Source organism: Flavobacterium faecale, assembly GCF_003076455.1.
GTDB lineage: Bacteria > Bacteroidota > Bacteroidia > Flavobacteriales > Flavobacteriaceae > Flavobacterium > Flavobacterium faecale.
The window spans coordinates 756632-771103 of the sequence record NZ_CP020918.1; the positions used below are offsets into that span (position 1 = coordinate 756632).

Here is a 14472-nt window from a genome sequence, read left to right on the forward strand (position 1 = left end):
CGTCTTACATTTAAATGAAAAGAATGAAAAGAAATATAGCCCTACTACTACTTGTACTCTTAACTAGCCTCAGTTATGGACAACAAGACGCACAGTTTACTCAATACATGTACAACAGTATGAGTATAAATCCAGCATACGCCGGAATTAGAGAAAAAATGAGCATTTTTGCCCTACACCGTACACAATGGGTAGGGTTAGAAGGTGCACCAGTAACAAATAATGTATCCATTCATACTCCCATTAATGGGGGTAATATGGGTATTGGTCTTTCGATTTTAAACGATAAAATTGGACCTTCAGACGAAACTGATATTGGTGTAAACTTTTCGTACTCAATCAAAACATCCGAAGAATATAAATTGTCTTTTGGTATAAAAGGATCTGTTAATCTATTGAACATTGACTTCAACAAGTTAACCTACCTTACCCCTGACAAAAGCTTTGGAGATGGAAACATTGACAATCGATTCTCTCCCAACATTGGGGCAGGTCTTTACTACTACTCTGACCATTCGTACGTTGGTTTATCTGTTCCAAATTTGATAGAAACAACTCATTTTGACAAATACCAAGGTGGTGGCGCAGTGAGCTACATAGCAAAAGAGCGCTTACATTACTACCTAACAGCTGGTTATGTATTTGACTTAAATAGTGATATAAAATTCAAACCTTCTATCTTAACTAAGCTTACACAAGGAGCACCACTGCAAGTAGATGCCTCTGCAAATTTTATGTTTAATGAGAAATTTGTGATTGGAGCAGCCTATAGATGGAGTGCTGCTGTAAGTGGTATGGTTGGTTTTCAAGCAACAGACTCTTGGTTCATAGGGTACAGTTATGATCTAGAAACCACAAGACTTGCTCACTATAATTCAGGATCTCATGAAATATTTTTGAGATACGAATTGTTTAATAAATACGATAGAATAGTTTCCCCAAGATTCTTCTAAAATCAACAAAATGAAAATAAAAAATATACTCTACGGTTTTTGTATTCTACTTGCTACAACATTAACTCATGCCCAAAAGGCAAAAGTTGCAGCAGCAAATAAACAATACGAACGTTTCTCTTATATCGATGCCATCACTACTTATGAGCGTGTAGCAGAAAAGGGTTATAAAGATGAAAAGATGTTCCAAAAATTAGGAAACGCTTATTACTTTAATGCTGATTTGGACAAAGCTGGTAAATGGTACGAAGAATTATTCAATATGAATCCAGATCAAGAAGCAGAATACTTTTACAGGTATTCGCAGTGTTTGAAATCTATGGGCGATTACAAAAAGGCAGACAAAATACTTGCAGGCTTTTATGCTAAATCAGAAAATGATATTCGTGCAAACCTATACGAAGCAAACAAGAATTACCTTGAAGATATTGAAGCAAATTCAGGACGTTTTAACATTGAAGACGCTGGGATAAACTCTCCATACTCAGATTACGGAACTGCCTTTGTGGGCAACAAATTAGTATTCGCATCTGCAAGAGATACCATCGGTGTTTACAAAAGAGTTTTTACCTGGACCAATCAATCTTTTACAAATTTGTATAGTTCTGAAGTTAACGAAAGAGGCCAGCTTGGAGAACCAAAACGTTTCAATTCTAGCATCAATTCCAAATTTCATGAGTCTACCCCTATTTTCACAAGAGACGGAAAGACCATGTATTTTACTCGAAATAATTATCTTGATGGTAAAAAAGGAAAAGACAGTCAGAAAATTACCTTGTTGAAAATCTACAAAGCTACTCTAGAAAAAGACAGATGGACCAATGTAGAAGAACTTCCTTTTAATAGCAATGATTACAGTAATGCACATCCAGCTTTGAGCACAGATGACAAAGTACTTTATTTTGCTTCGAATATGCCTGGTACTTTTGGTCAATCCGATTTATTCAAAGTAAATATTAACTCCGATGGAACCTATTCTACACCTGAAAATTTAGGAAAAGGAATCAATACTGAAGGAAGAGAAACATTCCCTTTTATCTCTGATGATAATGAACTTTATTTTGCATCAGACGGTCGCCCAGGTTTGGGAGGACTTGATGTTTATGTTACCGAAATTAAAGGAGCTACTTTTGGTGATATTCAAAATGTTGGTGAGCCAATCAACGGACCTATAGATGATTTTGGTTTCTTTATTGACAGCGCAAGTCGCGTTGGTTTTTTCACCTCAAACAGAGATGGTGGGCATGGTTATGATGACATTTACAAATTCTCAGAAACTAGAAAACTAAAATGCAACCAACTTTTAAATGGTTATATTACGGATAAAGAATCGGGACAAATTTTAGAAAATGCCAAAACTACTTTATTTGATGATAAATTTAATTTAATCAAAGAAGGCTACACAGATGCTGACGGAAAATATATATTTAAAGAAGTTGAATGTGGTAAAACATATTACGTAAGAGCAGAGAAAAAAGATTACGAAACAAACGAAGGAAAAATAGCTACGATAAAAAAATCTGGAGAAACGAAATTTTCTCTTGCATTGGATAAACGTATTAAAAGCATCAACGTTGGAACTGACTTAGCTAAAACGCTAAACATCCCTATTATCTACTTTGATTTAGATAAATCTTTTATTCGAAAAGATGCAGCATTCGAACTTGAAAAAGTATTAGCCGTTATGAAAGAATATCCAAAAATGAAAGTGGACATTCGATCACATACAGATTGTAGACAAACAGCAGCTTACAACGAAGCACTTTCTGATCGAAGAGCTAAATCGACTAGAGCTTGGTTAATCAAAAATGGTATCGAAGCCAGTCGCCTTACTGCAAAAGGATATGGTGAATCGCAATTGATTAATGACTGTGCATGTGAACCTACAAACACATCTAGTTGTACAGAAGAACAACATCAAATGAACAGACGAAGCGAATTTATCATCGTTGCTGTTGATTAATTCATAAGACAATAATACCAAAAGGGGTTTGACTTTGATAGTCAAACCCCTTTTGCATTATAGCCAAGAAACTTTGGAGCACGATTTGCTTTGCTTATCTTTGCAGGCAAAAAATATTTCCGTTGTCACAAAAAATAGCCATTACCGCCCTAGCCTCAATTTCACCCTTAGGATCTAATTCAGAAACCGTTTGGGGAAATTATTTAAATTCCGACACTTGTTTTTCAGTACAAAATTTAGATCATCAAGAAACAATTGTAGGCGCACTTAAACAGGAGGATCAAGAAAACATTGCGCTTTTAAGTACTTCAGACAACAAATACAAATCGTTAGACAAGACCGTACTATTTGCTATTGATGCTTCTCGAAAAGCAATTGCACAAGCCGGATGGAAAAAAGGAGATGACTTTGGGATAAATATTGGATCATCAAGAGGAGCAACTGCTTTGTTTGAAAGCCACCATCAAACCTATCTCGAAACAGGGAAAGCACAAACCCTCGCCTCCCCTGCTACCACATTAGGAAACATTTCGTCATGGGTCGCACATGACCTACAAACCACCGGTCCCGAGATATCACACTCCATCACCTGCTCAACCGCACTACATTCCATGCTCAACGGAATAGCTTGGTTGCGCGCGGGCATGGCATCAAAATTTTTAGTAGGAGGCAGTGAAGCACCGCTAACCGATTTTACTATCGGTCAAATGCGTGCACTAAAAATATATTCCAATAGTTCTGACCGTTATCCAAACAAAGCATTAGATTTAGAAAAAAAGCAAAACACAATGATTTTGGGCGAAGGTGCAGCAGTTTGTTGTATGGAGTTGGGTGAAAAAGAAAATGCCCTTGCCTATGTTGAAGGGATCGGGTATGCTACCGAGATACTAGAACATAACATCTCAATATCAGCTGAAGCCACTTGTTTTCAGAAATCGATGAAAATGGCACTCAACAATATTGACCTACAGCATATTGATGCAATTGTGATGCACGCTCCCGGAACCATAAAAGGAGATTTAACAGAATATAGAGCGATTCAAAAATTATTTGGAGAAAAACTGCCCTTGCTAACAACCAACAAATGGAAAATTGGACATACGTTTGGTACGTCAGGTATGTTGAGCATTGAACTTGCGGTATTGATGCTGCAAAAAAATCATTTCATTCCCGTACCTTTCATCCCAACTCAAGAACAAAAAAAACCAATTCGAAAAGTATTGGTAAATTCAGTTGGTTTTGGCGGAAATGCTGTTAGTATTTTATTGAGCTTGTAATTAATTTTGTTTGACAATAATTAAAAGAGTGCTTTTGGATTTCAGATTTTGACAAAATTTATAGCATTTAGAAAAGTTAAATCCATATCTCTATTTCTAAAATCTGTTCAAAAAAAAATACACTTTGTGTCAATAAATTTTAGCTATCTCTTTGACTTAAAGAACCTAATTTATCAACCCAGCAATACTTACTGATTATCTTCTAACTCTTTTACTTTATCATAAATCAAAAAAGATTCAAAACCTCTACGCAGAAAATAATCACAGAACTTTTTCCTTTTTTTCATCACATTTTTTTCGAATAAAGTCTCCCAAAAGCGTTCAGACCAACTTTCAAAATTAGCATCGTACTCCCCTTCAATTTCTTTGAGTGCAATTTTAATAAGAGTTTGATTTATACCTTTAAACTTTAATTCATTTGTTATCCTTATTCTTCCCCAATGTTTAATGCGGTGTTTACCTCGAGCAAAACTACATGCGAAACGTTCTTCGTTCAGGAAGTTATCCGAAATCAAATCTGCAATAACGACTTCAATTTCATCCGCTGACAATTTTAAATCATATAGTTTGGACTCAACTTCTTTGTGACATCGATCTTGGTAAACACAATAGAATTCTATTTTTCTTTTGATTTCTTGTAAAATGTGCATTCCTAATATGTAGTATTTTTTGAAAGCGAAAAATACAAAATTAGGGGGAGATTATCATATTAAATTTCTTTTACAAAGCATTTATTATCAAATATTAATATCAAAACAACTTAAACCATGTATTTAATCGATAAATAAAAACTATCATCGAATTTTATTCGTACATGCTTTTAAAAGCTTTTCTTTGCAAATTAAGAAACCTGATTAGCAACACAATCAAATTCACTTATTAGGAAACATCTGTTTACTACAAACCGATCTTCTTGTATCAATATTTGGTTCATATTTTCAAATAATCAAAGTGCAACAGTCCAAACTTTTAGAGAGGCAAATACCTCTTCTTTAGTTCTAAATAAATTTGAATAGTTTTTAATATTGGCCTATTATACCTCTATAAGATAATAACTATACTTAATTATTTAAAAAATATTTTTTATATAATTACCCTAATATCGTATATGAAAGGCCTCCAAAAAAAGATAAACATATTATTTGTTATACAAGCATCAAATACCTTTTATGCATTTTTGATAGTATTGTTTAGCTCTATCTTTCCCGTTATTTCTTATGGGCAATTAGCTACACCAACAGGAACAATCACAAATTCTACTTGTTCCAATACTGCAACTGGTTCAATTTCTATAACAAATATGACTACCGCAAATGCACTAACTTTTTCAAATACAACTAATAATTATGTTAATTTAGGAAGTCCATTACTTAGTAATAGAGGCAAATTCACATTAGAAGGCTGGATACGATTCAAATATGCAGATTTAAACGGAAAAACTAGGATGAGTTTATTTGGTCAAAATGATACTTTAGAATTTGGTTTTTCTGATGCAACAACTATTGAGCTATACTCCTCAGTTACAGGAGCAGCAAGAGCAACAATCCCTACTGGACTGAATGAATCTAAATGGCATCATATTGCCGCAGTTGGAGATGGAAGCAATATAAAAATATACTTTAATGGCTTACTGTTGAGTACAACAAGTGCTGCCACTACTAATTACGGAAGTGACACCACCTACAATTCTAGAATTGGAGGTGGTGTTATAGATGCAACTGGGGGCTCCTTTCCTGGAAGCATTATGAAAGTTGGTTTATATAGCACCGCGTTATCTGCTACAGTAATTACTAATTTGGCTAGTTGCCCGAAAACTTACACTGGTTCTGAAACAGGACTTATTGCATCTTACAACTTTTTTGATGGTTCTGGAACAAATTTGACTAGACTACCAACGGGTACTAACGGTATCCTTGTAAATTCGCCAGTATGGTCTAATCCATACAATTATGCATGGAACGGCCCTTCTGGATTTACTGCAGTAACAAAAAACATATCATCATTGGTTACTGGAACCTACGCCGTTACTGTTTCTACTGGAGGAACCTGCACTGAAACCAAATCATTCCTAGTTGAATCTTCCACAGTTGTTCCTGCAATAACCAATATGACAGCCACAATATGTAACACTGTTGATTTCACAAGTACACCAGTAAATGGCACAAACGGTTATGTGCCCGCAGGTACCACCTTTTCGTGGTCTGCCCCAGTAGTTACTGGAGGTTTAACAGGAGGACTAGCAAGCTCAGGATCACCTACTAGCATTACTGGAACTTTGACAAACCCAACAACTACTGCACAAACAGCAACTTATACAGTAGTTCCATATGTATCAGGTTGCACCGGAAGTACGTTTACGCTCACAGTAACAGTAAATTCACCGGGTAGTATAGGTAATACACAAACGATATGTAGTGGTAATGCTCCTGCCGCAATAACATCAACAGCACCAGGTACTGGATCGGGGACAATAAGCTACGAATGGCAAACGGACACAAGTGGAAGTTTCACAACTATTACTGGCGCAACGGATGTTACTTATACCCCACCCGCATTAACAGCTACAACAAAATACAGAAGAAGAACACTTGCAACAAGTGGTGGAATTACTTGTTATTCAGATTATTCAAATGCAATAATTATCACTGTAAGAAATCCAATCCCGCTTAATGTAAGAACAGATACAAACCCAACATGTGATGGATTTATAGCAAGGTGGAATATCGCCCCTGCGTCAGTAAGTCCTGATTATTATATTGATATTGCTACCACATCAACGTTTGATGCAGGAACTTTTGCACCAGGTTATAATAATACTAATCTTGGATATGTAAGTAATCACACAGTAACAGGATTACAACCCAATACTACCTATTATTTTAGAGTAAGAGCTGTTTCCAACTCTCCTAACTGCACTAGTGCTAATTCTTTAATAGAGTCAAAAAGCACTTTCCCTACTACGGTAGCACCAGTACAAGGTAACACAGGTGCTACAACTTGTGATGGTTTTACTTTAAATTGGTCACTTGCACAAAGAGCTACTTCTTACTACATTGATATCGCTACCGCAAATACTTTCTTACCTGCTGACATGGTTCCTGGAAAATCTAATATTGAAATTTTAAGTTCAAGTATTCGTGAATATGTAGTAACAGGACTAGAATCAGGAACTTATTATACAAGGATAAAAGCTTCAGGACCTTGCGGCACTAGCCCATACTCTATTACTAAAACAGGTGAAGCTAATGGAACGGTCAAACCAACGATTAGCCCGATTACACAGCCCGATTGCAGCAATACAAATGGCTCATTAACCATCACTAATTACAACACACCCTCCTCCAACACATATACAATCACACCAAGTACTGGAGTGACAATTTTAAGTTCAGGTGTTTTAACAGCACCGAGAGGAACTTACACCTTGTCAGCCCAGAGTAATTTAACAAATTGCGTTTCTCCATCTCTTACTTTTACTATAGATGCTCAACCAGCTAAAGCCCCTACACCAGTAATTGGTGCCATAACGCACATAGATTGCTCCAATACTACTGGAAAAGTCTCTGTAAGTGGACTGCCAACAGGTAATTGGACCATAAATCCAGGCGGATATACTGGAAACACATCTACCTATACAATTACAGGTCTTACCGCAGGAACATACAATTTTACCGTACAAGCCAGCAGAGTATGCCTTTCAAATCCTTCAATAAATGCTACTGTTAATCAAATTGTGACAAATACTTGGAACGGTGCTTGGAGCACAGGAAGTCTCCCAACATTAGAACAAAACATAATCTTTGATGCCGATTTCTCCACAAGCACTGATTTAAATGGATGCCGTTGTACTGTAGCTTCAGGTAAAAATGTAACGATAAAAAGTGGTAAAACTTTGAAATTACAAAATGAAGTTATCGTAGCTTCAACTGCAACTCCTCCTGCAACCTTGACCTTTGAAAACGGCGCGAGCCTAGTGCAAATAAATGATGCAGCATTAAACTCTGGAGCAATCACCTATACAAGAAATACAACAACTATTACCAATTTTGATTACACCTATTGGTCATCACCCGTTGAAGGTCAGATATTGAGTGTATTGTCTCCAGCTACCTTCTACGATAAATTTTACTCTTTTAATGCTGTAGGGAATGCTTGGACTTTTGAAAATAGAGCTAACATCATGCAAGTGGGTAAAGGATACATCATTAGAGGTCCTGAAACTTTCAAATTACCTAATGTACCTGGGGATTTTGAAGCTAAATTTAATGGTAAACCAAACAATGGGGTGGTAAATATGGCAATTGGAGGCTCAAAATCAATAAATTTCATCGGTAATCCTTATCCTTCACCTATTTATGCAGATACTTTTTTAAACGCAAACAGTAGCGCGATTTATGGAACTCTATATTTTTGGACGCATAACACTGCGATTCAATTGGCTAGTAATATTGCAGCGGGAAAAGCAGGTTCAGGAGTATTAGCATATACATCAGATGACTATGCATCCTATAATTTAACTGGCGGAACAGCTACAGCTCCAGCAATTAGTACTGCAGGTGTGAGCGCAGGAAGGATACCTACTGGAGAAATTGCAGCAGGACAAGGATTTTTATCAATAGGATTAACAACAGCTACTGCTTTCTTTAACAATAGTATGCGTATAAAATCAGACGGAACTACACTTAATAACAGTCAGTTTTTTAGACCCTCAGCAAATTCTAAAACAGCAAAAACAACAACCACATCTGTCGAGAAAAACAGATTATGGCTAAATTTAATTAATGATGATGGTGCATTTAAACAGTTATTGGTGGGCTATATTACTGGGGCAACAAACGATTATGATGAACAATATGATGGGTATACCTTCAACGCTAATCCTTATATTAATTTTTATAGTCTAAATGCAACAAATCAATTCAGCATTCAGGGTAGAGCAATAGCTTCTCAGCAAGAGGATACTGTACCACTTGGATACAGTTCAACAGTTGCTGGTCCGTTTTCTATTGCTATTGACCAAACAGATGGATCTCTTGATAATCAAGATATTTTTCTTGAAGACAAACTTACGCTTATGGTACATAACTTGCGAGCGGGTGCGTATACATTTAGCACTGCCGCAGGAACCTTTGATGATCGTTTTGTAATCACGTACAAAGCTAAAGCGACTTTGGCTACTGAGGATTTCGATACGAATGAAAATTTGGTTTATGCTACTCAAACAAGCCATACAATAGACTTACATTCTAAAAAAGAATTAATTATGGCTGTAGAACTGTATGACATTTCGGGAAAATTACTTTCTAAAAAAATAGACATTAGTGCTAAAGAAGTTTCATTTACTAAAATTTCAAATTCGGCTCAGGTCCTGTTATTCAAGATAAAACTAGAGGACGGACAAATTATCAAGGCAAAAGTCCTGCAACAGTTCAACTAACCCTCTCTTTTTTAAACAAAATCCTCTTACAAAATAAAATGTAAGGGGATTTTTTTTGCCCTATAAATTCCATTTACCGTCAGAATTATAAGCTACAACGAAATTCTAAAAAACGTACTGGTAGGTTAAAATATTTTTTTATATTTATAACAAGCTCACTGTTAAGCGCATTGCTTTCCAGATTAGTTAGAATATTAAATAAATTATGTAATTCACTATATATTTTATGAAAGCAAAACTATTATATATACTACTATTATTTTCATTAATTGGATCGTCCCAAACCATAATTTTTAGTGAGAATTTTTTGAATGCTCCAAGCTCAACTCCATACAATTCAATTGCAGCACATACCTTCCAGAATTCTGGCACGTCAGTAACATTTAGCGGTACTGCAGATGCAAGATCAACAGACCCATCGGATAATATTGGAGCATCTGGAAACGGAAATATATTTTTCACAAACTCAACTCCAACCCTATTTGAAATCGCAAATATTGATACCTCAAATTATTCTAATATTACATTAGCATTAAACCATTTTAAAAGCCAAAATTCTATTAGTAATGAACTCCTAATAAGTGTAAGTAGCGATGGTATTAATTACACTCCTTTAAGTTATTCAAGAGCAACCGGAGCACTAACGTCAAACTGGTTACAAATTTCTCCAACTGGACTTATACCTACTACCACTAATCTAAGAATACGATTTACATCTGCAGCAGCAGGAACCTATTGGTTCAGAATTGATGATCTAAAATTATCAGGAACGAAAATTTGTTTATCCTCTACCTCTTGGAACGGCTCTGCATGGTCAAACGGTCTACCAGATAATACATCTAAAGCAATAATAAATGCTAATTACAACACTGCAACAAATGGTACAATTAATGCATGTAGTGTAACTGTTGCTAATGGTGCTTCAATTACCGTAGGTAGCAATGATGTTGTAAAAATTCAAAATGGTCTTACTGTAAATGGAACTTTAACTTTCAATAACAATTCAAGTCTAATTCAGATCAACGACAACCCAGTCATACCAAACACAGGAAGCATCAACTACAAAAGACAAACTACTCAAATATCAAATTTTGATTTCACCTATTGGTCCTCTCCCGTCCAAGGTCAAACTTTATACAATTTATCTCCGGGTACCCTATATGATAAGTATTTTTCACTAAACGCCGCAACGAATTCTTGGACACAAGAAAACAGTAACAATACAATGACTTTAGGTAAAGGATATATTATTAGAGGCCCACAGTCGTATAGTACGGGAACACCTGGCTTTTACGAAGGAACATTTATTGGTGTACCTAACAATGGTATCGTAACAGTACCATTTGGAGCAGGAATCAAGGCAAACCTAATTGGTAACCCTTACCCCTCTGCTGTTGATGCCGAAGCATTTATATCTACCAATAGCGGTGTGATTTTTGGCACCCTGTATTTCTGGACGCACAATAGCTCATTTACGACCTCAAGGCAATATGACTATACCGCTGATGATTATGCAGCCTACAATTTAATGGGTGGTACTGCTGCTGCATCCGGAGGAGTAACACCAACTAGAGCAATTGCAGCTGGCCAAGGTTTTATTGCTTTTAGTATGACGGCAGGTTCGGCAACTTTCAACAATAGCATGCGCATGATTTCCGGTACCACCATAGACAATTCAAAATTCTTTCGTCCTGCAAACGATACAAAAACAGCTAAAACATCATTAGTAGAAAGCAAAAGTCGTCTTTGGCTAAATCTAACCAATGAACAAGGCGCTTTCAAACAACTACTCGTTGGTTATGCAGCTGGTGCTACAAACGGATATGATGCTAGTTATGACGGTTGGAATTACAATGCCAATCCCTACATAAATTTTTATAGCATCAACGAAAATCAAAATTTCAGCATTCAAGGACGAGCGGTTGACACACAATCAGACGATAGCATACCGCTTGGATATAGCAGTACTATAAAAGGAAATTTTCAAATCACGATAGATAACGTTGATGGGAATTTGTCTGAAAAAGATATTTACTTGACAGACCAGAAAAATGCAGTTGAGCACAATCTAAAGTCAGGCCCATATACCTTCTCTACAGAGGCAGGAACTTTTAATGACCGTTTCCAGTTGTCCTACCAAGCTAAAACAACACTAGGAGTTACGGCAACAGATTTAGATCAAAACAAGTTACTAATCTCTCAAAAAGAAAACACAATCACCATACATTCGAACAGCGAACAAATTAATGAGGTACGATTATACGACCTTGCTGGTAGAGAAATCCTATCGAGAACAAAAGTTAACAGTACAGACCTACAACTTGCTGTACCTTTCAAGAACGCACAAGTGCTTCTTATCAAAGTCAAGCTTGAAAACGGGCAAATAATCACAGAAAAACTAGTGATCAATTAATTTTTTTTGAAAATAATTCATTACTAAAAGAGCATAAAAAAACCGTTTCAGATTTGAAACGGTTTTTTTTAAATTCTTATTTTCCTTTTTGAGAGGCTTCTAAGTTTCTTTCTATCTCATGTCCTGGACGAGTCCACTTTGGCTTCTCACCCATGGCCTGATACTGAGAATCAACTGCTTCTACTGTTTGTGGTTGTGACACTTTTGTAAATGCTTTTTGAGGATTAAGCCCCAACATTTCGAACATTTTCATATCATCATCAACATCAGGATTTGGTGTAGTCAACAATTTGTCTCCTGCAAAAATAGAGTTAGCACCGGCAAAGAAACACATTGCTTGTCCTTCACGACTCATATTCATTCTACCTGCCGAAAGACGAACTTGTGTCTCAGGCATAATGATACGTGTAGTAGCTACCATACGAATCATTTCCCAAATTTCAACTGGTTTTTCTTCTTCCATCGGCGTTCCTTCAACAGCAACAAGTGCATTAATCGGCACCGATTCTGGCTGAGGATTAAGTGTAGAAAGCGCTACCAACATTCCGGCACGATCATCAATACTCTCTCCCATACCTATAATTCCACCACTACAAACGGTAACATTCGTTTTACGAACATTTTCAATAGTTTGCAAACGGTCTTCAAAACCGCGTGTAGAAATTACTTCTTTATAATATTCTTCAGATGTATCTAGATTATGATTGTAAGCATACAATCCAGCTTCTGCCAAACGTTGCGCTTGGTTTTCGGTGATCATCCCTAAGGTACAACACACTTCCATATCCAACTTATTAATTGTACGAACCATTTCAAGAACTTGGTCAAATTCCGGACCGTCTTTTACGTTTCTCCAAGCTGCTCCCATACACACACGAGATGATCCACCTGATTTTGCACGCAAAGCCTGAGCTTTTACCTGACTTACAGACATTAAATCATTCCCTTCAATATCGGTATGGTAACGTGCTGCTTGTGGACAATACCCACAATCTTCTGGGCAACCTCCTGTTTTGATTGACAATAATGTAGAAACCTGTACCACATTAGGATCGTGGTGTTCTCTATGAATTGAAGCTGCTTCAAAAAGCAAATCCATTAATGGCTTATTGTATATGGCGATTATTTCGTCTTTTGTCCAATTGTGTTTTGTAATACTCATCAATATGATTTTTTAAAGCTCCAAAAGTAGTCAAATTGTTCGAATGAAGCAATGAAATTAACTAAAAGCAATCAGACACACCCTGCGCTGAAAACAGTAAAAATAAAGACCATTTTGGCCTTTTATTGCTATAATTTTATTTTTCGAAAAGGAATCAAGTCACTCCTAAACAGCTACTACCAATTCAACCGCTGTTTTGCCTATAAACTCGAAATGTAAGCCAAAGCTTGATTTTTGTCTTTTTGAATTTGCTCTTTTAACAATTCAAGAGAATCAAATTTATGTTCTGATCGAATGAAATGAAGTATTGAAACTGTAATTTCTTGATCGTACAAATCATCTTTATAATTTAAAAAATGAACTTCAATAGACAGTGCATGTTCTCCAACAGTTGGCTTGTGCCCATTATTCATGATTCCATAAACAGTTTCACCATTCAAAATACTTTTAACGACATAAACACCGTTAAGCGGAATCAACTTATACTCTTCTTTTACCTTGATGTTGGCCGTAGGAAAACCAATAGTACGTCCTAACTGCTGGCCTTTTACAACGGTCCCTGTTACAAAATAGTCGTATCCCAAATAACTATTTGCCAATGCCATATCTCCTTCATCAATTGCTTTTCGAACTTTAGTCGAACTAACCGAAATAGAATTAAGTTCTTGAACAGAAATCTGCTCTACTTCAAATCCATACTTTTCACCAAAACCTATCAAATCATTTATATCGGCTGTTCTATTTCGACCAAACCGATGATCATGACCGATGATTATTTTATGAATTCGAAACTGATCTACGAGAATATTCGAAACAAAATCTTCAGCAGTTAATCGAGAGAAGGTTTCATCAAAAGGGTGAATAACTAAATTTTGTATTCCAATTCCATCCAAAAGATTGATTTTTTCGGGAATGGTGTTCAAAAGTTTAATTTCTGACTTTTCCTGTAGCACCATTCGCGGATGCGGAAAAAAAGTCAAAACAAGGCTTTCGTACTGATTACTTTGGGTACTTAAAATTAGTTTTTCTAGTATTTTTTTATGACCAATATGCACCCCATCAAAGGTACCAAGTGTCAATATGGTTTTCTTAGTAGAACTAAAATCGTTTATAGAATGAAAAATATTCAATGTAATTGTTTTATGATACTGCAAATTTATAGTATCTATTTTAAATGTCACACTTTCCAGAATTGATTTTATACAATTTTTATCAATTTTAGGCACTATTTAGTGAAAGAAAACTAACCATATTAGGTAAGAATATC

The 14472-nt window shown here is 36.0% G+C and carries 8 protein-coding genes; 5 read left to right on the forward strand and 3 right to left on the reverse strand.

Annotated features, from left to right (window positions below):
- The first annotated feature begins 23 nt into the window (after positions 1 to 23).
- The 3 genes from FFWV33_RS03325 to FFWV33_RS03335 all read left to right on the forward strand — a co-directional run bounded on the left by FFWV33_RS03325 (position 24) and on the right by FFWV33_RS03335 (position 4193).
- On the forward strand, positions 24 to 953 hold the full coding sequence (locus FFWV33_RS03325; protein WP_108742438.1) for a PorP/SprF family type IX secretion system membrane protein: 930 nt from the start codon (positions 24 to 26) through the stop codon (positions 951 to 953).
- 10 nt (positions 954 to 963) lie between these two features.
- A complete protein-coding gene (locus FFWV33_RS03330; RefSeq protein WP_108739594.1) occupies positions 964 to 2916 on the forward strand; it encodes an OmpA family protein in 1953 nt (650 codons plus the stop codon).
- Positions 2917 to 3038: 122 nt separating this feature from the next.
- Entirely contained in the window at positions 3039 to 4193 is a 1155-nt protein-coding gene (locus FFWV33_RS03335) for a beta-ketoacyl synthase N-terminal-like domain-containing protein (RefSeq protein ID WP_108739595.1), read from the forward strand.
- Between the two features lie 188 nt (positions 4194 to 4381).
- Here the strand turns inward: FFWV33_RS03335 and FFWV33_RS03340 are convergent, their stop codons facing one another.
- Positions 4382 to 4843, reverse strand: a complete 462-nt coding sequence (locus tag FFWV33_RS03340) for a regulatory protein RecX (RefSeq protein ID WP_108739596.1) — start codon at positions 4841 to 4843, stop codon at positions 4382 to 4384.
- A gap of 458 nt (positions 4844 to 5301) precedes the next feature.
- Between FFWV33_RS03340 and FFWV33_RS03345 the strand changes: the two genes are divergently transcribed.
- The gene (locus FFWV33_RS03345; protein ID WP_108739597.1) at positions 5302 to 9630 is read left to right on the forward strand and encodes a LamG-like jellyroll fold domain-containing protein; all 4329 of its coding nucleotides are present in this window, start codon (positions 5302 to 5304) and stop codon (positions 9628 to 9630) included.
- Between the two features lie 226 nt (positions 9631 to 9856).
- Positions 9857 to 12043, forward strand: a complete 2187-nt coding sequence (locus tag FFWV33_RS03350) for a T9SS sorting signal type C domain-containing protein (RefSeq protein ID WP_108739598.1) — start codon at positions 9857 to 9859, stop codon at positions 12041 to 12043.
- Positions 12044 to 12119: 76 nt separating this feature from the next.
- On the opposite strand, the gene bioB is transcribed toward FFWV33_RS03350, so the two are convergent.
- Entirely contained in the window at positions 12120 to 13205 is a 1086-nt protein-coding gene (bioB, locus tag FFWV33_RS03355) for a biotin synthase BioB (protein ID WP_108739599.1), read from the reverse strand.
- A 200-nt stretch (positions 13206 to 13405) separates the two neighbouring features.
- Positions 13406 to 14335 (reverse strand): bifunctional riboflavin kinase/FAD synthetase, encoded by a 930-nt coding sequence (locus FFWV33_RS03360; RefSeq protein WP_108739600.1) that lies wholly within the window; start codon positions 14333 to 14335, stop codon positions 13406 to 13408.
- Positions 14336 to 14472: the final 137 nt, after the last annotated feature.

Coding starts and splice junctions, on each gene's coding strand:
- FFWV33_RS03325 (WP_108742438.1), top strand. CDS start 24: ATGAAAAGAAATATAGCCCTACTACTACTTGTACTCTTAACTAGCCTC.
- FFWV33_RS03330 (WP_108739594.1), top strand. CDS start 964: ATGAAAATAAAAAATATACTCTACGGTTTTTGTATTCTACTTGCTACA.
- FFWV33_RS03340 (WP_108739596.1), bottom strand. CDS start 4,843: ATGCACATTTTACAAGAAATCAAAAGAAAAATAGAATTCTATTGTGTT.
- FFWV33_RS03345 (WP_108739597.1), top strand. CDS start 5,302: ATGAAAGGCCTCCAAAAAAAGATAAACATATTATTTGTTATACAAGCA.
- FFWV33_RS03350 (WP_108739598.1), top strand. CDS start 9,857: ATGAAAGCAAAACTATTATATATACTACTATTATTTTCATTAATTGGA.
- bioB (WP_108739599.1), bottom strand. CDS start 13,205: ATGAGTATTACAAAACACAATTGGACAAAAGACGAAATAATCGCCATA.